The organism is Elusimicrobiota bacterium (genome assembly GCA_028718185.1).
Taxonomy (GTDB): Bacteria; Elusimicrobiota; UBA8919; order UBA8919; family UBA8919; genus JAQUMH01.
Map to the genome: position 1 here is coordinate 19,150 of JAQUMH010000014.1, position 25,720 is coordinate 44,869.

Sequence of the window (25,720 nt, forward strand, 5' to 3'; positions counted from 1 at the left end):
GTTGTATAATATTAAATTGTTATTTTTAAATATAAATTGGAGGTTTTATGATAAGAAGTAAATTGATAGATAAATTGTTATTTTCTTTATTTTCTTTAATTGTTGCTCTTTCTATTTTTTCTAATAATGCAGATGCTATAACCGGAACGATTTCAGGAACAATTCTCAGGCATGATAACAATGCAGGTATACCGGGGAATGACATAATCGTTGTATATAATGGAACAGCTGAAATAACCCGCGGGGGTAGTGATGGTTCCGGAGTTTATTCAATAATGGTGAATGAAGGGGTTTATGACTTGCACATTGGTCATGCAAATTACCTTTCTCAAACCGCAATTGGCGTAACGGTTACCGCAAATCAAGCTACACCATTAAATATTTCACTTTACAATGACAATTCTTTATTAGATTTTTCCTGGGAACAAAGAGTAACAACTATTTCTCCGGCAAGAGTTGGATTAGTTGCTGCAACAGTAAATAATAAAATCTATATTATCGGCGGTAACAATAACAGCGGTACCTTTCAAAGTGTAGAGGAATATGATCCTTCATCCGGCAATATAGTCACAAGACCAAGTCTTCCTCAGCCAAGAGATTGGGCAGCGGTCGCAGTAGTAAACAATAAAATATATGTAATCGGCGGTGGTGGCGGTGGTTATTACAATACTGTGTATGAATATAATATTGCTGGAAATACATGGACAGTAAGAGCACCTATGCCTACTTCAAGGAATAGATGCTCAGCAGCAGTTGTGGATAATAAAATATACGTAATCGGAGGTACAAACGCTAGTAATTTTATTCCTCTGAATAGTGTAGAAGAATATGATCCTCAAACAAATGCATGGATAACAAAATCTTCAATGGGTGTAGCAAGGTATGGTGCTGCACTCGCTGTTTTAAACAATGAAATATATGCAATTGGTGGTGGTGGTATTAATGGTAATGCTGAACAGGTTAGTACCACTATGGTTGAAAGATATAACCCGTCAACTAATGTATGGGCAAGAGCTGAGGCTGTATTTACTGCAAGACGTGAACATTCTGCCTTTGTGCTAAATAACAAGATATATGTAGTAGGTGAATCCGCTTCTGTAGAGGAATTCGATTCTTCAACAGGACACTGGACAACAAAAACAAATGTAAATCCTGCATTTCAAAAAAGCGGTTTTGGTGTAGGAGTAGTAAAAAATGAAGTATATTTAATCGGAGGATTTGGAACAAACAGTTATCAGTCAGGTATTGTAAAAGGTTCTCTTCAGGAAAGAGGTTTAATAGGTCCGAGTGGCAATACCAATTTGATAAATAGTGCATATTGCTATCCGGTTCCGGCAAATCTGACAAGAGGTGATACTATAAAATTTGTTAATTTAACAGGAAGTGCTAAGGTAAAGATATTGACAACTTCCGGAGTTACAGTAAAAGATCTTTTAGCCGATAGCAACGGTTCCCTTGCTCCCTGGGATGGAAAGGATAATAACGGTAACAAAATTGCAACCGGAACATACATCGTTCATGCTTCAGATGATTCCAATAGTAAACCAAAAATATTCAAAATAATAATTATTAAGTAATTAAGGGGGAATTAATGAAATTATCAAGACATTGTTTTATTTCCATGGCAGTCTTTTTAATAGTTTTCAATTTGCTTAACAATTCTAATCTTCTCGCTGCTGCCGGTGATATTCCTACCGCACAGTTTTTAATGGTTGGACAAGGACCGCGGGCTGAATCGCTTGGCGGGGCGGTAGTCGCTAACTGTTTTGATTATACTTCAGCTTACTGGAATCCTGCTGCATCTGCTTTTTTAAAAAATCCGGAAGTCGGGTTCGTTTTTACCAGACTTCCTGCTGAAATAACCAATTCATTTATATCCGGTTTTTACCCGCATAAAAAATATAGTTTAGGTTTCAGAGTAATCCAGCAACAAACTAAAGTGGATATTTATACTTCCAGTGGACGAACTGGAGCGACAATATCCGATACAAGTAATAATTTTAATATATTAGCCGGTTACAGGCTTTTTGAAAAATTTGCTTTTGGTATTGGTACTGGTGCTACTAATTTAAAAATAGATAATCTAGTATGTGGATTCTTCAATGCGAATGTAGGTCTTATGTATAAAGGTGATAGATTAGGTATAGGACTTTCTGCTTCTAATATTGGAAACAGGAAAGCCTATAAGGGCGGGGTTGTAACTTCTACAGAACTCGAATCACAACCTCAGATAGTCAGGGCAGGCTTGGCATATACTCTGCTTGAAGATAAATCTTTAACATTTTTAGCATCAATAGAAAAAGTTACAGAAACTGATTGGGGACAGATATTAGGTTTAGGAACCGAATTTAATATCTTTAAAAAAACTCTTGCTTTAAGGACGGGATTCAAGAATAGTTTAGGTGGTACTAAGGACACTGCATTCCCGGTTTGGACCGGTGGTATCGGAATAAAATATAAAGCACTCGGAATAGATACCAGTTATTCAGTGCCGATTCAAAATGTAAAAGGTATAGAAGTTCTGCGGTTAGCTTTATCGTGTAAATTTGGAAAAATTGAAGGTGAAACTTCTACGACAAAAGTAAGGTTAGCAAAACCCGAAAGAAAACCTGGTGAGATTATCAACATTGCTGTAGCAGATTTTGGGGGAAAGAATGTCTCCCAAGCGGACGGCTCAATCGTTGCGGATTTCTTAAGAACCGAACTGGTTAATACCGGTGTATATAATGTTGTAGAAAAAGCTAACATGGATAAGATATTAGCCGAAGCGGCATTTCAACAGTCGGGTTGTACTACTTCAGAGTGTGCGGTTCAAATCGGAAAAATGTTAAATGTAAAACAGATGATAGTCGGCAGCTTGTCAAAACTCATGGATACTTATTACATAACAGTAAATTTAGTTGAAGTTGAAACAGGGAAAATTGTTGCATCGTACGACCAGGAAGCCATGTCCGCAAAAGAACTGAAAACTGCATGCAACACATTAGCGCAAAAACTTGCAGAATAAAAACAATGTTGGATAGGGGGTATTATCATGAAAAAATATATTTGCCTTTTTGTTTTGTGTTTTTTATTTACTAGTATTACATCAGCAAGACCTGTTATTGGAGACAAGGCATCGGGATTTATTTTATCAGATTTAAATGACAGTAAAAATTCACTCAATACCATTCTTTTAAGCGATAAACCTGTGATTATTTCTTTTTTTGCTACCTGGTGTCAGCCTTGCTTGAAAGAAATACCGCACCTGCAAAATCTTCAAAAAAAAACCGATGCTACAATATATCTTATAAACATTGACAACTTAAGTAAAGAAAAGATAGCAGAATTTGTAAAAAACAATAATATAACGCTTCCTATTATGTTGGACCCTGATGCAAAAATTACAGGAGAAAATTACGGTGTCCTAAAAGCAGGGAAAGCAAGCATTCCGAAACTTATTATGCTTTCTTCCAGTGGCATTGTAAAATACATTAAAGACGGTTATGATGAAAATATTGAAACAATATTGGAAGAAAAAATACTTGCTGTTGAAAAAGAAAGTCTCAATAGACCGAAAGAACTTGCAATATTCTTTACTAACTCACTTAACGGTCAGGTTGAATCTTGTGACTGTCCGCGTAATCCATTTGGCGGACTTTCAAGAAGGGCAACTTTACTTAAACAACAACGGGCGAAATATCCCAACAATTTGCTTTTAGATTCAGGTGATTTGTTTTCCTATTATCCTTCTTCTAATTCTGTTGCCGGTATTTTAAAGATTTATGAGATATTAAATTATGACGCTGTTGGCATTGGAGACATAGAATTCTCGTATGCCGATTTTATAAAAACCATCGACAAGTATAAAGTCCCGTTTCTTGCTTCAAATATAAATTATTGTGAAGGAGATATTTGCAGGTTTATTACACCTCACGATAAGATAATTGAAAAACAAAACTTAAAAATTAAAATAATATCAATTATTTATCCGGATATATTTGGTCTCTACCCGGAAACTATTCTTAAAAATCTAAAGATTTTAACAGTAGATGATGTTCTAACTCAGGATAAAAAGGACTGTGACCTTTTAATTTTAATTTCTCACGCAGGATATGACGTTGACAGAACGCTTGCGGAAAAGTTCAGAAATATTGATGTAATTATTGGCGGGCATTCACAGACTCTTTTAGGAAACCCTACTAAAATCGGCAACACGTTGATTGTTCAAGCTGGAGATAATGGTAAATATGTGGGGAAACTTTTATTAAAATTTGATGAATCAAAAAAAATCATATCCTTTGAAAATGAACTCACACCACTTACTAAAGAAATTCCTGATGATAGTGAAGTGAAAAATTTAATTGCTGAATATCATTTATCGCATAAAAATACCGCAGCCGGTGCAGTCGGTGCAATTGACACACCCACTGGCGGTCCTCATAGAATAGGACGCTAAATGATAAAAAAAGTCTTTTATTTATTCTCCTTCACCAAATACCCCGTCAAGTTTCACTTGACGGGAATAAAGAAAAGGAGAACCCCCACGTCTAGTTTTGTCTACGACAAAACTGTGCGAGGTGGCAATTTGATACCCCGCAGCTTGCTGTGGGGAGCTTTATTCTTTCCTTTTTTCTTTCTAACCTTTTCATATTGTCAAGCCATTGAAATTGATAAAAATATTATTGATTTAGGTTCTTTCAAAGAAGGGATTATAATAGAACAAACGCTTAACATAAAAAATACATCAAAAAATATTTTAAACATTGGTGTTCGCCCTTCTTGTAATTGTATAACTGTTACTCCTGAAAAATACAACCTTAAACAAAATCAAAATATTAATATTAAAGTTAAAGTTAATACTGCAGGATATACAAGTAACATAAATGAAAAAATATTTATTCAGTCAAATGATTCTAAAAATCCATACATCTCAATTGATGTTAAGGGTAAATTAGTATCCAACAAAAACCTGACAATTCCAATTACAATATTTGACTCCGTTGGTTGTCTTTTTTGCATTGAATTAGAAAAAAATACCATACCTTTATATGAAAAAAAATATAATGTAAAAATAGAACTTACCAAATATCCTGTTAGCGACCCCAAAAACTATTCTTCACTTGTTCTTCTTGAAAAAAAGATGGGTAAGACATTAAATAAAATTCCTGTACTTTTCATCGGCAATGATATAATAGGCGGGAAAGAAGAAATTAAAAAGAATTTATCCTTTTTAATAGAAAAATATATAAAGCTTGGCGGGGCGAAGAAAATAGACATTCCTTCAGGTGAAGTTAAAAAAAGTGATGTCACCTCAAAATTAAGTTTACTTCCTATCGTATCTGCAGGTTTAATTGACAGCGTAAATCCCTGCGCATTTGCTACAATCATATTTCTTATTACATATTTGAACATGGTTTTAAAAAAGCAAAAATACGAAATATTATTAACAGGAATGTCTTTTGTTGTCGGTGTATTTGTAACCTATTTTTTAATTGGCTTAGGGTTACTAAAATTCCTCCAGCAAATCAATCAAATTTTAATAATCTCAAAAATAATGTATTTATTAATCGGAGTACTTGTACTCTTCGTTTCTTTTCAGCATTTAAGGGAAGCAATAGCAATAAAGAAAGGTACTAACATATATGATAATACCATAAAACTAAAACTTCCCAATAAATTACGTTGGATAATTTATACTGTAATTACAAAATTAGCTGCATTGAAATATTTAATACCGATTGCATTTTTAATAGGTGCTGCCATTACTATTTTAGAATTGTTTTGCACCGGTCAGATATATTTGCCCACAATAATGTATATTATAAAACTTCCTAATTACCACACACAAGGTATCCTCTATTTATTACTATACTGTTTATTGTTCGTATTGCCTCTAATAATCATATTTTTCTTATTCTATTATGGTTTAGATATTGACTTACTTGAAGCAGCTTTTAGAAAGAAGATATTTTTAATAAAAATACTTATGTCTGCCTTCTTCCTAACCCTTGGAATAATAATTTTCATAATAACATTTTTTACTTGACAAATATTATTAAATTTGTATAATTATAATTAAGTGGCAAATGTGTAGTTAATTTGTGGTTGTTCTGTAGTTAAGCTGCACGGATTGTTTAATAAGGAGGGCTAAAGTAGATGCGTGGTAAAGTAAAGTGGTTCAATGACTCCAAGGGTTACGGCTTCTTGGCGAAAGATGATGGTTCAGGTGATGTGTTCGTTCACTTTTCTTCTATTTCCGGTGATGGCTTTAAAACACTGGCAGAAGGCGATGCAGTTGAATTTGACGTTACGGATTCTGATAAAGGTCCAAAAGCAACTAATGTGAAAAAAGTCTAAGAACATTATATAAAAGCAAAAACCAACCTCGATATATTCGAGGTTGGTTTTTTTTCTATGCGCGGAAGCCGGCTCTACCGAAACGGCTGAGTCTATTTTTTTGAGTCCCCTACTGGAGACCAAAAAAATGATCCCGCAAAGCGTGGGCACATGATCCCGATTACAAATTCCATTATAAATAAAAATCGGGTTAGTGCTCGGAGGTCGGAGCAACTGCACCGACCGAGAACACAATCCCGATTACATATTCAGTTATAAATAAAAATCGGGATGATCAATCGGAAGCCGGAGCTATCACACCGACCGAGCACAGATTAAAAAGGAGATGTAACAAATGAAAAAAATAATGTTGACAACGATAACAGTAATGCTGATTAGTATATGGCAAGTATGTTTAGCAAGTTCTATTGGAACGATAAATCCTGTGTTGTTATGGGAAAAAAAATTGCCCTTTAAAATTGATGATATCAAAATGGCAAAGGGAAGCGGAGATATTATTTTTGTTTCTAACAGTCAAATAATACTTTATGATAAAAATGGTTACAAAAGATTTCAATGGGGACCTAGGGTAGATAGGGCACCAAGTGGAGTAGATATATCTGATAATGGAAGTATAATTATTTATCAAACTAATTGGACAGAGGATTATATTTGGGAAAAAGGAATAGATTTGCAAAAATCAGGTTGGGATATTAAAATACATTATGCTACCAGAAAAGGAAAAGAACTCTGGAATAAAAAAATGGTGGGAGCAGGGTATTTGTCTCCTGATGGAAGTATGGTAGCAGTTGGTCCTTCTGGTGGAGAGGGAAGCAACTTAACTCTTTTAGATTCCAATGGAAAACAAATTTGGGAATACATTTATGAAATTGGGGGGGGGCTAATATAGCTTTTTCTCCAGATTCTAGCTTTATAGGGTTATCTGATGGAGGTGTGGGTGGTGATTTACGATTATTTAATAGATATGGTAATCTTATGTTTGAAAAAACACAATGTGATGGAATTGTATCACTTTCTGAAGATGGTAATTATATTTCAACTTATCCTCATGAAGATGTAATACATCCTGAATTTTCTCATCATGGAAAAGTTTATGATAAGAATGGAAATGTAGTTATAGAAGGTTTTGGTTCAGTATCAGCAGACGGAAAAAGATTCGCTCTTTTACTTGATACTACAACCATTATTTATTCTCTGCCAGATAAGATAGTAATAAAAGAATATCCTATTCAGGGGACAGATGTAGTATTATCTTCTGATGGAAGATTTATAGTGGTGGTGGGAACAAAGACAGATACTGCGTCTACTAATAATATCATTGTTATTGATTCGCAAGAAGATAGAATTTGGGAGACATATGCATCATATACGAATACATCTCCACATATTTTTCTAACGAAAGATGGCAAGTATTTATTGGTTATTAGTTATCAAGAAAATAAACTTTTTTACTATAACCTCTACTAAATAAAAATATAAAATTATGTTAAAATACAAATGGTTTTTAATTTCTTTTGTTGTTTTTAGTCTTAGGGGAGTTGACTTGGTTGACTTAGGCGATAAAACAATATAAAAAAAGTCCTCAGTAAAGTTGCATAGTAATGCAACCGCTACAAATTGAGGATTTTTTTATTGACTTTTTTTAACAGATGAATATAATGAGAGTGTTGTCCGAAGTATAAATAACAATCTCTAATTGCATACCTTATGATAAATTTCATTTTCAGAAAACTGTTTGGAACAAAATCAGAACGGGACATCAAAAAACTCCAACCTTTAATAGAGCAAATTAATCTTTTGGAAGAACAAATCAAAAAACTATCAGATGATAGTTTAAAGTTGAAAACTACCGAATTAAAGAAACGCCTTTCGGATGGTGAAACTATAGAAGATATTTTACCGGAAGCTTTTGCAGTTGTAAGGGAAACCTCAAAACGCACGATAGGTTTAAGGCATTTTGATGTCCAGCTCATCGGAGGAATGATCCTGCATCAGGGTAAAATATCTGAAATGAAAACCGGTGAAGGAAAAACACTTATTGCTCCTCTTGCGGCATATTTAAATTCCCTGACAGGGAATGGCGTACATATAGTAACTGTTAATGATTATCTTGCAAAACGTGACCGTTACTGGATGGGTCCTATCCATGAATTTTTGGGGTTAACCGTAGGCTTTATCCAGCATGATACCTCAGATGAAGAGAGAAAATTGATGTATCAATGTGATATTACATATGTTACAAATTCAGAACTTGGTTTCGATTATCTGCGTGATAATATGAAACGTTCAAAAGAAGAAAGAGTCTTGCGGGAATTAAATTATGCGATAGTTGATGAAGTCGACTCAATTTTAATTGACGAAGCAAGAACTCCTTTGATAATTTCCGGTCCTGCCGAAGAATCAACTGACAAATATTATATTATCAATAAAATAATTCCGCACCTTAAACGAAAAAAAATTACTGAAGCAGAAGAGATAGATGCAAAATACAAAGGAGTTGATTTGGCTGTCGGTTATGACGCTATTATAGATGAAAAAAATCACACGGTCACATTAACAATGCAAGGTGTACAAAAATGCGAGAAAATGCTGGGTATAAAAAACCTTTATGATGATGTACAGTCAGAATGGGTCCATCATATAAACCAGGCACTAAAAGCGCACGACCTTTTCAATAAGGACATTGATTATGTTGTTAAAGACGGTGAGGTTTTAATTGTTGATGAATTTACAGGACGACTTATGCCGGGTCGCCGCTGGTCTGAAGGTCTTCACCAGGCGGTTGAGGCAAAGGAAAATTTAAGAATTGCCGAAGAGAACCAGACACTTGCAACTATAACCTATCAAAACTTTTTTAAACTCTACAAAAAGATATCAGGTATGACAGGTACAGCAATGACTGAAGCACATGAGTTCTGGCATATATATAAGCTGGATGTTGTTGAAATACCTACGAACCAACCAATGATACGCAGTGATTTTCCGGACGTTATTTATCGAACTGCAAAAGAAAAATACGATGCAATTTTACAGGAAATAGAAGAACTCCATAAAATTGGAAGACCTATTTTAGTCGGCACCCGCTCAATTGAAAAAAACGAAAAACTTTCGGCAATGTTAAAGAAGCGAGGCGTACCGCATCAATTACTAAATGCTAAATTTCACGAACAGGAAGCTCAAATTATAGCACAGGCGGGAAGGAAAAAAGCAGTGACGGTAGCAACAAATATGGCGGGAAGAGGAACCGATATTGTTTTAGGCGGAACTCCTTCAGAACCTTCAGAACAGGAAGAAGTTAAAAAACTTGGCGGACTTCATATAATAGGAAGTGAAAGACATGATGCGAGAAGAATAGACAATCAATTAAGAGGCAGGTCAGGCAGGCAGGGAGACATGGGCTCGTCAAGGTTTTTCTTATCGCTGGAAGATGAACTAATGCGGCTTTTCGGTTCAGATAGAATTGCACCTATTATGGAAAGACTCGGTATGAAAGAGGGTGAGGTCATTGAGCATCCGCTTGTTTCACGTGCTATAGAAAATGCACAGCGAAAAGTAGAGGAAATGAATTTTGAAATACGAAAAAATTTACTTGAGTACGACAATGTAATGAACAAGCAGCGGGAAGTAATTTATGCACTGAGAAATTCTATACTTGAAGGTGATAATATTTCCGAAAAGATTTGGAATATGATAGATGAGACTGTTGATGAAAAAATTGAAATCTACTGTCCTAAAAAAGAATATCCTGAAAAATGGGAAATTGATACAATTTTTATATGGGCAAAGAAAACTTTTGGACTTGATTTAAAACTTTCCGGTGAAGAAATACAGAAACTTAACCAGGAATCATTCAAAGAATTACTGATAGATAAAATAAAGAATATCTACAATCAGCGTGAAACAGAATTTACAAAAGAAATAATGGAAAACATAGAAAAACAAGTCATGCTTCAGGTGATTGATAATGCCTGGAAAAATCATCTTTATGATTTAGACCAGCTGCGTAAAGGTGTAGGACTCCGTGCGTATGGGCAGAAAGATCCTTTAGTTGAATATAAGAAAGAATCGTTGTCTCTTTTTATGATGATGATGGACAGAATACGAGAAGAAAGCGTTGAATATATTTTTAGAGTTCAGGTAATGCCCCAGCCAAGAACGAGACCTGCACCACTTCCACTTGGCACACAAAAACCAAAAATAGAAAACCAGTTTAATCAAACACAACAGCCACAGTCAGATATTCCAAAAACTCTCAAAAAAATTGGAAGAAATGATCCTTGCCCTTGCGGTAGCGGTAAAAAATACAAGAAATGTTGTGGGAAGTAAACATTCATGTTTCATAAAATAAAATTAATTACTAATAAAAATGTTGAATTTATTAATATTACATCTATTGTTGAAAAGAATATTTTAGAATCAAAATCCAACAATGGTACTTGCGTTGTCTTTGTTCCGCACACAACTGCCGGAATCACAATTAATGAAAATGCTGACCCCGATGTAGTGGAAGATATTTTGATGATTTTGGATAAAAAAATCCCGTTAAACGATGCTAATTATAAGCATTCAGAAGGAAACTCTGCAGCTCATGTAAAAGCATCATTAATGGGTTCATCTGTAACAATAATTATTGAAAATGGAAAATTTCAGCTTGGCATGTGGCAGGGAATATACTTTTGTGAATTTGACGGTCCAAGAACTCGTGAATTTTGGATAAAAGTAATTTCTTAATCTTGCGACAAAGGAGCTTATTTTATGAACTACAAATCTTTAGAAAATCAGATTGTTAAATGGTTAAAAAAGAAAGTTAAAGAATCCGGTCAGAAGGGAATTGTTTTAGGACTTTCAGGAGGAATTGATTCTTCTGTTGTCGCTGTTTTAAGTAAAAAAGCGGTGGGAAAAAACAATTTATTATGTATTATTTTACCTTGTCAGTCTCAGAAATCAGATATTAATGACGCAAAGAAAGTAATAAGAAAATTTGGTCTTAACTCTAAAACGATTGATATTACAAAAATATTTGATAATTTTATTAAAATATTGCCGACAGGAAATAAGCTATCAAATGCCAACTTAAAACCCCGGCTAAGAATGCTTGTATTGTATTATTTTGCAAATAAATTAAATTATGTTGTTGCCGGCACAGGTAACAAATCTGAGCTTTCAATCGGCTATTTTACAAAATATGGCGATGGCGGAGTAGATATACTTCCGATAGGCAACCTTTATAAATCGGAAGTCAGAGGGTTGGCTAAAGAATTAAATATACCGGAAGAAATTATAAAAAAACCGCCGACTGCCGGGTTATGGGCAGGGCAAACTGACGAGAGTGAAATTGGAACAACCTATGACGAATTAGAATGGCAATTAAAAAATAAAAAATATACTAAAAAAATAAGTAAATATGTGAATCGCGCAAAGCACAAGTTGTGTACTCCCTCAATATTTAAACCATAATGAAAAAAATACTTTTATGTATTTTATCATCAATACTTTTAATTTTATCATTCCCAAAAACATCATTATGGTTTCTTGCTTGGATTTCACTTGTACCGCTTTTTGCTGCAATTCAAGATGAAAAACCGTTAAAATCATTTTTATACGGAATTTTCACCGGTCTAATTTTTTATTGTGGAATTTTATATTGGCTTGCTACGACATTTTCTGCCGCCGGCGAATCAATAATAGTCAGCATAACCGTTCTTATTTTACTTTCTTTTTATCTTGCAATTTACTTTGGACTTTTCTGCCTTTCATATTCCTTACTTCCTACTACCCACTCCCTACTTCCTGTTTTTCTTCCTGCCTTTACCTGGGTTTCTTTAGAACTTATTCGTACACATCTTTTCACAGGCTTTCCTTGGGCACTTTTAGGCTATACACAATGGAACTTTCTTCCTATAATCCAGATTTCAGAATTCACAGGGGTCTATGGAATATCGTTCCTTATTGTTATTACAAATTTAACAATTTTAAAAATTATTAATGAACGCTCTTTAAAGAATATTTCAACAATTGTAACTTGTTTTCTTTTTTTAATCAGTTTACTATTCGGTTTTTTTAAACTTAACAAATCAACGAATGAACAAATGAACAAATCAACGATTATAAGTATTTTGCAAGGCAACATAGATCAGTATAAAAAATGGGATAATACATATGAACAGGAGATACTTGATACGTATTCACAACTGGCTAACTTGTGTCCGTCAAAAACCAACTTAATTATTTGGCCGGAATCAGCGATTCCGGAGGATTTGGTAAATAACAAAAATATTTCCAATTGGATTAAGAATCTTGCAAAAAAAACAAGGACCCAACATTTAGTTGGTTCAAACGTTTTTAGAAACAATGAAAATTATACTTCAGCTTTTTTAATATCTAATGACGGTAAGATTATAGATGAATATTCTAAAATTCATCTCGTACCATTCGGAGAATATGTTCCTCTAAGACATATTATAGGCAAATTTGTAAAAGCAATAAATGAAATAGGAGAATTTACACCAGGTAAAGAATATAACGTTATTAATTCTGCAATCGGAAAGATTGGAGTAAACATCTGTTTTGAAACAATATTCCCAAACGAAACAAGAAAATCAATCAGAAATGGAGCTGAAATAATAGTAAATATTACAAATGACGCATGGTATCTTAAAACATCTGCACCGTATCAGCACTTTACGATTAATATTTTCAGAGCGGTTGAAAATAGGCGCGAAGTTATAAGAGCGGCGAATACAGGTATTTCAGGATTCATAGATTCTTGCGGTAGAGTAAGATTAAAAACAAATATTTTCACTAAAACAATACTTACTGATTCTATCCAACTTTCCAGCAAATTAACTTTTTATACAAAACATGGAGATATTTTTGCATATATTTGTACTTTATTAACTATTATCATTTTAGTTAAAAAATATTTCAATTTTTAATTATTTATTAAACCTATTGAAAAATAATATTATTTTGATATAATGAGGTTGCTTAAAAACCAACAATTTCTAGTTACCTATTAAACGACAGATTATGCAGATAGTTCTTGTGTAACCGTTGTTAAAAATTCCCATCCCGATGTTACATCGGGATAGATATAATCAGTAGCTGTTAATCGTTTTTCCAACAGCCACATAATACAAAATGAAACAACAATTAAAACTGAATCCCGCAATAGGAACAAGCATTTGTCAGATATTAGGAACGCGATTAACTAATATGGTAAAACTATCTGACAATAGATTTAATCAACTCATAAATGAACTGGAAGCACATCCCTTTTTTGAAAAATTAAAAAATGAAAATATTGTCAGATATAAAAAATTTCACAGAGGGGGATTTTATTCACAATTTTTAGAATTGAACGAAAACCTCTCTACCGACCACACATCTCCTGATGTAGAATTAATTTTAGAAACAAAACAAAAGGCAATTCAAATAATCAAAAAAATAGGATTATCAAATTTTCAAAAGTACTTCCTGTACGCTACAGATAATATTTCAAACAACGAAATGGCAACAAAATGCGGAATATCCGTTAATGAAATAAACATCGTCGTCAAGTTACTAAATGAAATATCCATTCATTCCGAATTTTATAATCCTTCGAAACTTGATATAAAATCACAAATTAAATATAACAAACTTGCGTTAGTGGAGAGAACCAGTAACGATGATTTTACAATAAATTTTTTTTCGCCGAACTTAGCAAGAGGAAAATATGAAATTGATTATGAAAAGCTTGAAATACTAAAAAATAAAAAAATAAAATCATTTGTTCGCAAACTTGAATTGGTCAACATAAGAAAAACGGTTATATATAAAATATTAGAAAGTGTAATATTGCATCAAAAAGAATTTTTATTTTCAAGTGATTTAGATAAAAGAAGATTATTGACACAAAGGGAACTTGCTGAACATATTAATGTAAACCCGAGTATTATTTGCCGTAGTATAATGAACAAAAGCATTGAATTTAGATCCGGCAAAGAAATTCCTTTAAAAAATTTCTTTTTAAACAAGAAAGATATAAAAATATCACTCATTAAAACAATTATTAACAAAAATAAAGCAAATATTAGTGCTGAAAAAATAAAGAAAATTATTAAAAATGATTATCGGATAGATATCCCGAGAAGAAGTATTTCTTATTATATGAATGAGTTAAGCACAAAAACTAACATAAATTAATCTTAAATAATTATGATGAATAAAATACTAATTTTAGATGATGATACCGGAATCTGTAAAGTATTAGATAGTATTCTATCTGAAGAAGGTTACGAAGTTATTGTTGCAAATAACGGAAAAGAAGGACTTTATAAAATAAAAAATGAAAAACCGGATGTTATTTTAGTTGACATTAGATTACCTGATATAAATGGTTTATCTTTGATTGGCGAACATCTTCAAACATCTACAAATAGTTTCATAATCATTTTAACGGGTTATGGCACTATTGAATCAGCAGTACAATCTATGAAACTGGGCGTGTTTGATTACATGACTAAACCATTTGATGAAGAAAAAATACTTCTTACGATAAGAAACGCTCTAGAAACAAAAGTACTTCGTCAAAAGGTACAAGATCTCAGCGAACGGTTATACGAGACCTATAAATTTGATCGTCTGGTTGGGAGTGATTCAAGTATTAAAAAAATACTTGAAATTGTGCAAAAAGTAGCTCCTACTAATATTACGGTTCTTTTAGAGGGTGAAAGTGGTGTTGGTAAAGAATTAATTGCAAGGTTGATACATTATCATAGTTTAAGGAGAGAAAAACCATTCATCGTAATTGATTGCGGAACATTGCCGGAAGGGCTTATTGAAAGTGAATTTTTTGGCCATGAAAAAGGCGCATTTACCGGTGCTGACAGGAGAAAAGAAGGCCAGTTTGAGACTGCAAATGGAGGAACATTGTTCCTGAATGAAGTTTCTAACTTAAGCATTTCAGCACAAGCAAAATTATTAAGAGTATTACAAGAAAGGGAAATTCAGCATATCGGCGGAAACAAAACAATAAAACTAGATATAAGAATAATTGCAGATACTAATATCCCATTAGAAGTAAAAGTAAAAAACAAGGAATTCAGGGAAGATCTTTATCATAGACTTAACGAATTTGACATCACAATCCCGCCGTTAAGGGAAAGGGGAAACGATATATTTTTGTTAATAGAATATTTTCTTGAAGAAGCAAACAGAGAGTTTAACAAACAAATTACTGGTTTTTCCGATGATGTTAAAGAACTATTTATTTCATATAAGTGGCCCGGAAATATCCGCGAGTTAAAAAATACTGTTAAAAGAGCGGTACTTCTTGCAGATAATATAATTTTGCCGAAACATTTACCGTTAAATATTAAATCTGCAAATCAGGACTCAACTAAATCTATCAATATAAATTTGTAAAAGTGCTTGCTTTGTTATGAAAATATTAGTCGCTCCAAACAGTTTCAAGGAATCGCTAAATTCTATTGCAGTTGCAAAGTATATTTCTCAAGGATTAAAAAAAGGAAATAAAAAATTAACAATTAAGACACTCCCACTTGCTGACGGCGGCACCGGTACGTGTGAAATTTTAACATCTTCGATGAAAGGAAAATTTATTAACCTTAAAGTTTCCGGACCATTGACAAAATCTGTTGTAGCAAAATACGGAATAATAAAAGATACTGCGATTATAGAACTTGCGGAATCTTGTGGTTTAAAACTTGTACCGCCTAAACTAAGGAACCCGCTATTAACAACAACTAAAGGTGTGGGTGAACTTATTTTAGATGCTGTAAACAAAAATTGCAAAAAAATAATTTTAGGTATCGGAGATAGTGCTACAATTGATTGCGGTGTTGGAGCTTTATCTGTTCTGGGTATAAAATTTTTAAATAAAAGAAAAAAATCCATAGAACTAAATGCCAGGGGATTACTTGAACTTAATGAAATCAACGCTCATAATATTAACCAGAAACTTCGTAGTGTGACAATAATTGTTGCTTCAGATGTTACCAACCCTTTAACCGGTATTAATGGAGCACTAATGTTTGCTAAACAAAAGGGTGCTACTGAAAAGATGATGCTTACTTTAGATAAATGTTTAAAACAATTTAAAAAAGTTTTAATGAGTAGTTATAAGGTGGATATTGATAAAGTTGCCGGTTCAGGTGCCGCCGGTGGAATTGGCGGTGCTTTAAAAGTAATAATGAATGCAGAAATTTCTTCCGGTTTTGAAATTCTCAAAGATACAACTCATTTAGAAGAAGAGCTTTGTCATTGTGACTTAATTATAACAGGTGAAGGAAAAATTGATTCCCAAACCCTTTGTGGAAAAACGGTCAGAAAAATAGTTGATTTAGCCAGAAAACATAATAAACCGGTAATTTGTATTACAGGAAGTATTGCTGAAAATGCAGATATGTTATATTCATATGGTGTAAAAGGAATCTATAGCATAGTTGATTCCCCTATGAATTTAAGTGAGGCTTTTCTTAGAGCACCAAAACTAATAAAACGTCTATCTGAATCCATCGGTAGAACTATATCTATATCAAGACCGTTTGAAAGTCCTAAACGGTCTTGATCAAATTAATATTGTGATGATGTCACAATTTAAAAGGAGGACGTATCTATGGCAGAAGTAATCTTAAAGAAGGTGTGCAAGTCTTTTTTCAAAACGGAGGTAGTAAAAAGTGTTGATCTGGAAATTAAAGACAAAGAGTTTTGTGTTCTGGTAGGACCCTCCGGGTGCGGAAAAACTACAACATTAAGAATGATAGCAGGGTTAGAGGAGATAACAAGCGGCGAAATTTATATAGGTTCCAGGTTGATTAACGATGTAGTACCTAAGGATAGGGATATAGCTATGGTATTCCAGAATTATGCATTATATCCGCATATGACCGTCCGGGGAAACATGGAATTCGGATTGAAACTTAGAGGGTACCCTAAAGAAGAAATTGAAAAAAGAATAGAATATGCATCAACGATGTTAGGAATAAAAGATTTCTTGAATAGGAAACCCAAAGAACTTTCTGGCGGTCAAAGACAGCGGGTTGCAGTAGGAAGAGCTATAGTCCGCAAACCGCAGGTTTTTTTATTTGATGAACCGTTGTCAAATCTTGACGCAAAACTGAGAGTACAAATGCGTGCAGAATTAAAGAAACTTCATCAACGGCTTCAAACCACTATAATTTATGTTACCCATGATCAGATAGAAGCTATGACATTGGGAGACAAAGTTGTAGTTATGAGAGACGGGATTATTCACCAGGTAGCAGATCCAAATACAATTTATGATAGTCCGGCAGATAAATTTGTAGCAGGTTTCATAGGTTCGCCGCCAACAAATTTTATGGAATGTACAGTAGTAAAAAAAGATAATGTAGCACATTTAGACGAAGGTACATTTTTAGTAAAGACAAACGATAAAATGTCAGGTATTTTGTTGGAAAAATATTTAAACAAAAAGGTTACACTCGGCGTGAGACCGGAAGATATCTATGATAAATTTTACTATTCAGGTACTAAAACTGAAGGCAAAACACTAATGGCAACAGTTGAAGTAGTAGAACCCATCGGTGCAGAAAAATATCTTTACCTTAAAACAGGTAAAAACTCTTTTATATCAATAGTAGACACACACAATAAAGTTGAAGTAAATCAGGATATTGAAGTCGTCTTTAACATGGATAAAATACATGTTTTTGACATAGAAACCGAAAAAACAATTGCATAAATCTATAAGTTTAATAACCGGTTATATTGTTATTATAAACGTATACACATTGTTTTCTATCGGAAAGTTATAGTTTTATGTATGGCAAAAACAGTTTAATTGAAATTGTAAAAGTTAAATCTAGTATTGATAATTCCATAGAAGAAGTTTTTTTTATACCAGCAAAAAGAAAAAATGCACCGCTTCTTGTAAAACTTCATACTTGGAGTTTTAGCAAGGAAGCTGAGAAAAAAGAGATCAAAAATATTTTTAAGTCTACCGGATGGAACATACTTGCTCCGGAATTCAGAGGTCCCAATTTAGCAAATAATCCAAGAGCAAAAGAAGCTTGTGGTTCTAAACTTGCAAAACAAGATATAGCAGATGCGGTTTACTTTATACAAAAGAAGTATCATTTAACATCTAAACAGGTATTCCTTCTTGGAGGAAGTGGTGGCGGTCATATGGCATTGTTAATGGCTGCGTCCTATCCTTCTCTTTGGAGTGTTGTATGTGCTTGGTGTCCTATAACAGATTTAAACAAATGGCGATTTGAAAATTTACATTATAAAACACATATAGAAGCTTGTTGTGATAGCAAATATCAATATGCAGCTCGATCTCCAATAAATTATATTGATGAAATATCTAAAGCTCGAGTATATATTTCTCATGGTAAATGTGACAATAGTGTTCCATTTACACATAGCCTTGAACTTTATAACAAAATTATTAAAAAACATCCTAAAGCAGATATATTTCTTAACATTTTTAGAGGCGGTCACGAAATTAAAGTAAAGGAAGCTTTAATAGTTTTTAAATCTTTTCTTACTGCGAATAGTAAGAAACTACATTCAATACTATCAAAATGAAATTTAAGTTTTAATCTTTGATAATTTTAGAGAAAACAGAGAGGCAATATGAAATTAGGTTTTTTAACTGCTTGTCTGCAGTTGAAGTTGGAAGATATTGTTAGTTGGGCAAAACAGGAAAATTTTGAAACGCTGGAAGTAGCTTGTTGGCCAAAAGTACATGGCCGTGATTTTGCTTCATCTCACATAGATGTATTAACTCTTGACAATAAAAAAACAGATGAAATAAAAAAACTATTTAATAAGAATAATATCACAATATCTTCACTGGCTTATTATGACAACATGCTGACTCCTAAACCTGACGAAAGAGAAACCAAAATTAAGCACTTGAAAAAGGTAATTGATGCAGGAAAACTATTAAACTGCGATTTGGTAGGAACTTTTGTCGGGCGGGATCCCGGTAAGACTATCAAAGATAACTTAAAGGAATATAAGAAAGTTTTTACAGACTTAGTTGAATATGCTGAGAAGAAAAACATAAGATTAATGATTGAAAATTGCCCAATGGTAGGTTGGCAATTTGAAGGTTTGCCCGGAACAGTATCGTTTTCACCTGAACTTTGGGAAGAGATGTTTAAAATGATTCCAAGTAAAAATTTCGGTTTAAATTTTGACCCGTCACATCTTTACTGGTTACATGTTGACTATTTACAGGCAATAAAAAAATATAGTAAATATATTTTTCATGCTCATGCTAAAGACACAATAATAAAAAAAGATTTGTTAAGTCAAAAAAGCATTTATGGTGATGGATGGTGGCAGGCACGAATGCCGGGACTTGGTGAAATCGATTGGAGCAAGTTTATCTCTACTTTAAAAGAAGCAGGTTATGATGGTGTATTAAGCATAGAACATGAAGATCCGGTATGGTCTGGTAGTGAAGAGAAAATCAAAAAGGGGTTAGTACTTGCAGCTAAACATCTTAAACCTCTTTTAGTATAACTGCAAATGAAAAACAAAAAGGTTGATTTTATCTTAATAAAAAAGTTCTGTATTCTATTGTCGCTTACATGGTTATTTAATGTTTTCTGTCAGACAGTCTCCTCTGGTCAAGAAACCCACAAAAAAATAACAATCTCCATAGAAAAAGGAGCCGCTCTCCCAAGACCTGACGATTCAAGACCACCGACAATGTGTAACAGAAATGTTCTCAAGGCGTTCAAAGAAAAATATCCCTGGATAGAAATTGTTGAATCGGGTGGTATAGCTTCCAGAAATTTACCAATAGGTTCAGGAATATTGATGTCAATAGCAGGTGGAATCGCACCTGATATATTTTATGTTAATTTTGCAAGGTCAGATAATTATATCCACCAGGATTTTCTATATCCGCTTGATGAATTCGTGGAAAAATTACCAAAAAAAGAACTTAAAGAGAGGGTTTTACCGCAAGCACTTCCCGTATTATACCGGGAAGGAACTGACGGTAAAAAACACTGGTGGGCGTTCCCGCATAATTATTCAATTATGGGATTTGCATATCGTAAAGATTTATTTTATGAAGCCGGGCTTGACCCTGAACACCCTCCAGAGACATGGGATGAATACTTGGAATACGCCCGTAAAATTACTGACCCAGATAAAGGCATTTATGGAACTGAGTTTGTAAACGAAGGTATAGCTTCCTGGTATTTTTACTTCCTGCTTTTATCAGCCGGTGGAAAAGCGGTAGTACAAAATGAGAAAGGCGAGTGGCGGGCAGTTTTTAATACTCCGGAAGCGGTAGACGCAGTTTATTTCTATACCCGTATTATACAAGAACCTTTTGTTAAAAATGGTAAAACCGTTTATGGTGCAGCGTTTAACGATAAGGATATGAATACGAAATGGGGTGCCGGTAAAATAGGTATGCGCATATTTTATTTTAACCCGGACACGATAGCTGAAGTAGACCCACAATTTATCGGGATATGCCCGGTTCCAAAAGGACCTACAGGATTAAGAGGTTCGGAACTTAATGCCGGTTCACTGGCAATATTTTCAGGAGTAAAAGACCCTGAAGTCCGTGATGCATGCTGGAAATTCATATATTTTTGGGGTAGTGCTGAAGCGGAGAAAATCCGCACTAAAGTATATGTTGAAAATGGCTTCGGCAATTTTGTTAATCCTGTACTACTAAAGAAATATGGATATACAGAATATTTAAAATACACTCCTAAAGGCTGGGAAAAAGATTACAAAGAAACCCTGAACAATGGTGTTCCTGAACCATATTGCAGAAACTGGCAGTATGGTTATATGTCCAAACCTTTAGATTTAGCACTGATAGAAAAACTTGGCACCAAACCACCTGAAATTGCAAAGAAACGTATAAAGGAACTGTTAGATGCCGGAGTTAAAGAAGCTAATGAAAAGATGTTGGGGATAATTCCTCCTAAGGAAATGAAATTTAGAAGAGGAGTAGCATTATCTCTAGCTGCCATTATATTGATAACCTTCGTTTTTGCGTTTAGATATATTATAAAAGCATTTACACCAGAAGGAGTCAAATCAAGTTGGGGATTCAAAAAATACTGGGTTGCATATTTGATACTTATTCCTGCTATATTAAGCATGGCAGTATGGCAGTACGTTCCAACGCTTCGCGGCGCTCTTATGGCATTTATGGATTACAGGATAATCGGTGAAAGCAAGTTTATAGGATTAGATAATTTCGCAAATGTTCTATTTGATAAAGTATTCTGGCAGGCATTGGGACATAGTTTATATTATGCAGCTTTAAGTCTTGGCTTAGGTTTTTTCTCGCCGATATTTCTTGCGATAATGTTACATGAAGTACCGAAAGGCAAAGTATTTTTCAGGGTAATATTTTATTTGCCGCATGTAATAAGCAGTATAATAGTAATATTTCTATGGAAAGGTTTCTATGACCCGTCAGCCGGTGGTTTATTAAATAAGCTTTTAGATATTGTTTCAGGTGGTAAAATACTTCCTCAAGCATGGCTCAGAAACCCTGATTTGGCTATGATATGTATAATAATACCTATTATATGGGCGTCTGTGGGACCCGGTTGTCTAATTTATCTGGCTGCGTTAAAAACAATACCTGAGGATTTATACGAGGCAGCGGAAATAGATGGTTCTAATTTATGGCATAAGTTATGGAATGTAACTATTCCTACAATAAAACCGTTAATCACAATAAGTTTTGTAGGTGCATTTATAGGAGCGTTCAGGGCAGCCGATTTTATATTAGTAATGACAGGCGGTGGACCGGCAAAGGTAACAACGGTCCTGGGATTAGAAATATTTTATAATGCATTTATGGATTTAAAATTCGGGATAGCAACCGCAATGAGCTGGATATTAGGTTTTATATTGATTGGATTTACTGTATATCAATTAAAACGCTTAACCAGAATGCAGTTCAGAACATCAGATAGTAAATGAAATAGAAAAAATAAATTAAAGATTGAAAGATTATTAAATTTCATTACACATAACACATAACACAATTTCAAACAGGAGGAAAAAAACATGGGGTTACTTCGAACGCAGGGGAAAAAAGACTTGGGAACAATTATAGTTATTGTAATAATGTATTTTCTGCTTATAACCGGTGGAATAACAATGATTTATCCTTTTCTTATCATGATATCGGGGTCTTTTAAAAGTGGAGTGGATATATATGACTACGATGCAATTCCCAGGTATTTTTATTCGAATGAAGCATTATATCAAAAATATATAGAAACAAAATATAATGAATCATTAACAGAATATAATGAAAATGCCAGGGATGATAAATTCAATTTTGCTAAACTCACCCTGCCTGATAAAATACATGAAGGAAGAATAAAAGACTGGCAAGAATTTACTGATAAAGTAAAAATGCCGTCAACATATGGTATCCTCGGAAATTTCATTTCGTATAACAATAAAATGTTACCTGAGATGGGAAGAAAATACCGGAAATGGTTACAGAAAAAATGGAATAATTCCTTAAAAGAATATAACCGTGTTCATGACGCATCCAGCACGTCCTGGCTGATGGTAAATCCTCCGCCTATTAATTCAGTAGCAGGACGTTCATTCACATTAGCAGCATCAAAAACCTTAAGTTCAGCGTTCGAATTTAAGACAGAACAACCAAGTCGTTACTATTATTATTTATCACTTGATGGCAGATACGTCCGTACTCTTTTATACATGAAATATGGTAAAAATATAGAAACTTATAATAAAGCACATGGCACTAATTATAAGAGTTATAATGAATTTATTTTGACCCGAACAGTGCCGGAAAACAAAAAGCAAGCAGAGGATTGGACAGAGTTTGTGCAAAAACAATTGAACTTACGGTACATTAGTGTAAGTCCCAAAGCAAAAGCAGACTTTTTGAATTTTTTAAGTAAAAAATATGAAGGTTCAATATCCTTTTTGAATAAAATTTATGGAACAAAATATAAAAATTTTGAAGAAGTACCTTACCTTGAAGATGCTTTAAAAATAGGCGGCACCGGGTTAGTAGACTGGAATGTTTTTGTTATGCAGATATCACCAAGATATATAACATTAACAGGTCCGGAATTTCTATGGCAAGATTATCTAAAAGAAAAATACAAAAATATAAAAACATTAAATCAGGCACATGAAGCTGAGTATGCATCATTTGAGAAAATCCCAATGCCGACTGAAGATGTAAATTATCAGAATATGTTAAAACATTCCAAACAAATACGCTGGGAATTTATAACACGTAATTATATTCATGTGTTTCAATATCTGCTTTTACAGGGCAGGGGAATATGGAATACTTTTGTATATTGCCTTCTGTCAATTTTAATAACGATTACAGTTAATCCTATGGCAGCTTATGCAATGAGCAGATTTAATCTGCCTTCAACTTACAAAATTATCTTATTCTTATTAGCAACAATGGCATTCCCACCCATGGTAACAGCAATTCCAAACTTTCTACTACTTAAACAGTTAGGGATGCTAAACACATTTTGGGCATTGATTCTACCCGGAATGGTAAACGGATATTCAATATTTTTACTTAAAGGTTTTTTTGATAGTTTACCAAGAGAATTATATGAATCAGCAATGTTAGACGGTGCAAACGAATGGGTGATGTTCTGGAATATAACAATGTATTTATCAAAACCAATATTAGCAGTTATAGCTTTAGGCGCATTTAACGGAGCGTACGGAGCCTTTATGTTTGCGTTTATAGTATGCCAGGATGAGAAGATGTGGACGATAATGGTATGGTTGTATCAGCTACAAGATCTCACGCATCAATCGGTAACCTTCGCTGCTCTTATTATTGCTGCTATACCAACATTTATAATATTTGTTTTCGCTCAAAATCTTATTATGCGCGGCATTGTTGTACCAACCGAAAAATAAATTTTAATATAAAATTTATTTTGAGTTATTTAAAATTGCTAAAAACCAGTATTGAAGATTCATTGATTTGTTAAAAACAACGAATTGGCAATAAAATTGCTACATAAACAAAGAGAAGTTGAATATGTAAAGAGGTTAAAAATATAATGAAAAACATGAGGTTTATGATAAAAAGTTTAAGAACGCATAAGAAGTGTTTTGTGTTAGCCTTAGCAATTTTATTGGGTTTTGCTAATTTTAGTTTATTAACAGCTATTGTAACACCGCAACCTAACAGCGATTCAACATTCCAGAATGCTACTTTGATATACAAATCCAGAGAATATACCTGTTCTCCTGAACATGCTGATGGTGATTTCCTTGCTGCAGATCTTTTAACGAGCGACTGGCCTGTTGCGTGGGCAGATATCTCACAATACGTTACAGCAGCTCATAAGGCACAAGGTTTTATAGATATTCTGCTTACAGTAGACATGACGCCTAAAGTGAATGGCGTTGATCCAAAAGTATATGTCACCGGAGATATAGATAATTATACTGACCAAGATTGGCTGGCTTCTGCAGATGGTGATTTATATGATATGATAGATACAGATCTTGATGGTAATACCAACATTTGGGACAGTTATATACTTGAATGGAAGGTAGCTGATCCTATATATGGTACCGTTACTTACAATTACATGCCGAACGATTATTATATATCGTTAAGATTCGCAGTACCAAAGGAAGTAAACAATTACTATAAGTTATTCTTAGGCCGAACCAACATAAGACCATATGAGTCATATATCTCTTTTTCTGATTTTTACCAGGTGGACTTATACACTCCTGCGCTACCTGCGGGACCATATGCTTGTCCTGATATTAAGGTCTCCGAAAGATATAGAAGCCCGTATGATCCTGTTTATCAAGTATACCATACGCCTATGAAAAGTCGTTCTGTAATTGTAAATAAGTCTGTTACTTTTGATGGTTCAAGGTCACTGGACACTTCGGGTGCTACGATAACCAAGTATGAATGGGATTTTGATGGCGATGGAATATATGATGCTGAAGGAATTTCACCAACATACACTTATACTGCGGTTGGTCTCTATACAGTTATCCTTAAAGTAACTAATAGTAATAACCAGATATCAATATCTAAGGGCAGTATTAGAAAATCAGAATCTTCTGACCCATTACCATTAGTCGTAAATGTAGTTGCCGCAGCACCTGAAAACAAACTTTACCAAAACGGTCCAAATCCGTTTATACCCGCAAAAGGTGATGTTAAAACGACCATTAATTATGATTTAACAACTGACAATCTTCCTGTTTCATTGAAAGTTTATACAGTTTCCGGTGAATTAATAAAAACGTTGGTAGATGAACCTAAGCCTGCCGGGACATGGTCAACTGAATGGGATGGGACGAATGAGAGCGGCGAGAAGGTAGCGAG

20 protein-coding genes are annotated in these 25,720 nt (G+C 33.8%); all 20 read left to right on the plus strand.

The annotated features are described in order from the left end of the window. Positions 1-47 precede the first annotated feature (47 nt). The gene (locus PHE88_11305; GenBank protein MDD5688403.1) at positions 48-1,577 is read left to right on the plus strand and encodes a kelch repeat-containing protein; all 1,530 of its coding nucleotides are present in this window, start codon (positions 48-50) and stop codon (positions 1,575-1,577) included. Between the two features lie 14 nt (positions 1,578-1,591). Continuing rightward, the gene (locus tag PHE88_11310; GenBank protein MDD5688404.1) at positions 1,592-3,007 is read left to right on the plus strand and encodes a CsgG/HfaB family protein; all 1,416 of its coding nucleotides are present in this window, start codon (positions 1,592-1,594) and stop codon (positions 3,005-3,007) included. A 27-nt stretch (positions 3,008-3,034) separates the two neighbouring features. Then, positions 3,035-4,438 carry a redoxin domain-containing protein gene (locus tag PHE88_11315; protein MDD5688405.1) on the plus strand — a complete coding sequence of 468 codons (1,404 nt, stop codon included), beginning with the start codon at positions 3,035-3,037 and terminating at the stop codon, positions 4,436-4,438. A 129-nt stretch (positions 4,439-4,567) separates the two neighbouring features. Further along, positions 4,568-6,028 carry a DUF1573 domain-containing protein gene (locus PHE88_11320; GenBank protein ID MDD5688406.1) on the plus strand — a complete coding sequence of 487 codons (1,461 nt, stop codon included), beginning with the start codon at positions 4,568-4,570 and terminating at the stop codon, positions 6,026-6,028. 110 nt (positions 6,029-6,138) lie between these two features. Continuing rightward, the gene (locus PHE88_11325) at positions 6,139-6,339 is read left to right on the plus strand and encodes a cold shock domain-containing protein (protein ID MDD5688407.1); all 201 of its coding nucleotides are present in this window, start codon (positions 6,139-6,141) and stop codon (positions 6,337-6,339) included. A gap of 334 nt (positions 6,340-6,673) precedes the next feature. Beyond that, positions 6,674-7,228: a hypothetical protein gene (locus PHE88_11330; protein ID MDD5688408.1), complete on the plus strand. Its 555-nt coding sequence runs from the start codon at positions 6,674-6,676 to the stop codon at positions 7,226-7,228. A gap of 44 nt (positions 7,229-7,272) precedes the next feature. After that, positions 7,273-7,806: a hypothetical protein gene (locus PHE88_11335; GenBank protein ID MDD5688409.1), complete on the plus strand. Its 534-nt coding sequence runs from the start codon at positions 7,273-7,275 to the stop codon at positions 7,804-7,806. A 240-nt stretch (positions 7,807-8,046) separates the two neighbouring features. Further along, a complete protein-coding gene (gene secA / locus PHE88_11340; protein ID MDD5688410.1) occupies positions 8,047-10,665 on the plus strand; it encodes a preprotein translocase subunit SecA in 2,619 nt (872 codons plus the stop codon). A 6-nt stretch (positions 10,666-10,671) separates the two neighbouring features. Next, the gene (locus tag PHE88_11345) at positions 10,672-11,070 is read left to right on the plus strand and encodes a secondary thiamine-phosphate synthase enzyme YjbQ (protein ID MDD5688411.1); all 399 of its coding nucleotides are present in this window, start codon (positions 10,672-10,674) and stop codon (positions 11,068-11,070) included. 24 nt (positions 11,071-11,094) lie between these two features. After that, on the plus strand, positions 11,095-11,796 hold the full coding sequence (locus tag PHE88_11350) for an NAD+ synthase (protein ID MDD5688412.1): 702 nt from the start codon (positions 11,095-11,097) through the stop codon (positions 11,794-11,796). Further along, positions 11,796-13,274, plus strand: a complete 1,479-nt coding sequence (lnt, locus tag PHE88_11355) for an apolipoprotein N-acyltransferase (protein ID MDD5688413.1) — start codon at positions 11,796-11,798, stop codon at positions 13,272-13,274. The genes PHE88_11350 and lnt overlap by 1 nt, the downstream gene beginning before the upstream one ends. Positions 13,275-13,479: 205 nt before the next feature. Further along, entirely contained in the window at positions 13,480-14,526 is a 1,047-nt protein-coding gene (locus PHE88_11360) for a hypothetical protein (GenBank protein MDD5688414.1), read from the plus strand. Positions 14,527-14,538: 12 nt separating this feature from the next. Next, on the plus strand, positions 14,539-15,747 hold the full coding sequence (locus PHE88_11365) for a sigma-54 dependent transcriptional regulator (GenBank protein ID MDD5688415.1): 1,209 nt from the start codon (positions 14,539-14,541) through the stop codon (positions 15,745-15,747). A 16-nt stretch (positions 15,748-15,763) separates the two neighbouring features. Beyond that, positions 15,764-16,912, plus strand: coding sequence for a glycerate kinase (locus PHE88_11370; GenBank protein MDD5688416.1), 1,149 nt, complete (start codon positions 15,764-15,766; stop codon positions 16,910-16,912). 48 nt (positions 16,913-16,960) lie between these two features. Continuing rightward, complete coding sequence (gene ugpC, locus PHE88_11375; protein ID MDD5688417.1) at positions 16,961-18,067, plus strand: sn-glycerol-3-phosphate ABC transporter ATP-binding protein UgpC; 1,107 nt, start codon at positions 16,961-16,963, stop codon at positions 18,065-18,067. Positions 18,068-18,144: 77 nt separating this feature from the next. After that, the gene (locus tag PHE88_11380) at positions 18,145-18,918 is read left to right on the plus strand and encodes a prolyl oligopeptidase family serine peptidase (protein ID MDD5688418.1); all 774 of its coding nucleotides are present in this window, start codon (positions 18,145-18,147) and stop codon (positions 18,916-18,918) included. A 48-nt stretch (positions 18,919-18,966) separates the two neighbouring features. Further along, positions 18,967-19,863, plus strand: a complete 897-nt coding sequence (locus PHE88_11385) for a sugar phosphate isomerase/epimerase (protein MDD5688419.1) — start codon at positions 18,967-18,969, stop codon at positions 19,861-19,863. Positions 19,864-19,869: 6 nt separating this feature from the next. Next, entirely contained in the window at positions 19,870-22,311 is a 2,442-nt protein-coding gene (locus PHE88_11390; protein ID MDD5688420.1) for an extracellular solute-binding protein, read from the plus strand. Between the two features lie 87 nt (positions 22,312-22,398). Beyond that, on the plus strand, positions 22,399-24,276 hold the full coding sequence (locus tag PHE88_11395; GenBank protein MDD5688421.1) for a carbohydrate ABC transporter permease: 1,878 nt from the start codon (positions 22,399-22,401) through the stop codon (positions 24,274-24,276). A 164-nt stretch (positions 24,277-24,440) separates the two neighbouring features. Then, on the plus strand, positions 24,441-25,720 hold a 1,280-nt coding region (locus tag PHE88_11400), incomplete at its 3' end, for a PKD domain-containing protein (GenBank protein MDD5688422.1).

Bases quoted from the DNA above. Each gene is read 5' to 3' on its own strand.
- PHE88_11305 (MDD5688403.1), top strand. From the start codon at position 48: ATGATAAGAAGTAAATTGATAGATAAATTGTTATTTTCTTTATTTTCT.
- PHE88_11310 (MDD5688404.1), top strand. From the start codon at position 1,592: ATGAAATTATCAAGACATTGTTTTATTTCCATGGCAGTCTTTTTAATA.
- PHE88_11315 (MDD5688405.1), top strand. From the start codon at position 3,035: ATGAAAAAATATATTTGCCTTTTTGTTTTGTGTTTTTTATTTACTAGT.
- PHE88_11325 (MDD5688407.1), top strand. From the start codon at position 6,139: ATGCGTGGTAAAGTAAAGTGGTTCAATGACTCCAAGGGTTACGGCTTC.
- PHE88_11330 (MDD5688408.1), top strand. From the start codon at position 6,674: ATGAAAAAAATAATGTTGACAACGATAACAGTAATGCTGATTAGTATA.
- secA (MDD5688410.1), top strand. From the start codon at position 8,047: ATGATAAATTTCATTTTCAGAAAACTGTTTGGAACAAAATCAGAACGG.
- PHE88_11345 (MDD5688411.1), top strand. From the start codon at position 10,672: ATGTTTCATAAAATAAAATTAATTACTAATAAAAATGTTGAATTTATT.
- PHE88_11350 (MDD5688412.1), top strand. From the start codon at position 11,095: ATGAACTACAAATCTTTAGAAAATCAGATTGTTAAATGGTTAAAAAAG.
- lnt (MDD5688413.1), top strand. From the start codon at position 11,796: ATGAAAAAAATACTTTTATGTATTTTATCATCAATACTTTTAATTTTA.
- PHE88_11360 (MDD5688414.1), top strand. From the start codon at position 13,480: ATGAAACAACAATTAAAACTGAATCCCGCAATAGGAACAAGCATTTGT.
- PHE88_11365 (MDD5688415.1), top strand. From the start codon at position 14,539: ATGATGAATAAAATACTAATTTTAGATGATGATACCGGAATCTGTAAA.
- PHE88_11370 (MDD5688416.1), top strand. From the start codon at position 15,764: ATGAAAATATTAGTCGCTCCAAACAGTTTCAAGGAATCGCTAAATTCT.
- ugpC (MDD5688417.1), top strand. From the start codon at position 16,961: ATGGCAGAAGTAATCTTAAAGAAGGTGTGCAAGTCTTTTTTCAAAACG.
- PHE88_11380 (MDD5688418.1), top strand. From the start codon at position 18,145: ATGTATGGCAAAAACAGTTTAATTGAAATTGTAAAAGTTAAATCTAGT.
- PHE88_11385 (MDD5688419.1), top strand. From the start codon at position 18,967: ATGAAATTAGGTTTTTTAACTGCTTGTCTGCAGTTGAAGTTGGAAGAT.
- PHE88_11390 (MDD5688420.1), top strand. From the start codon at position 19,870: ATGAAAAACAAAAAGGTTGATTTTATCTTAATAAAAAAGTTCTGTATT.
- PHE88_11395 (MDD5688421.1), top strand. From the start codon at position 22,399: ATGGGGTTACTTCGAACGCAGGGGAAAAAAGACTTGGGAACAATTATA.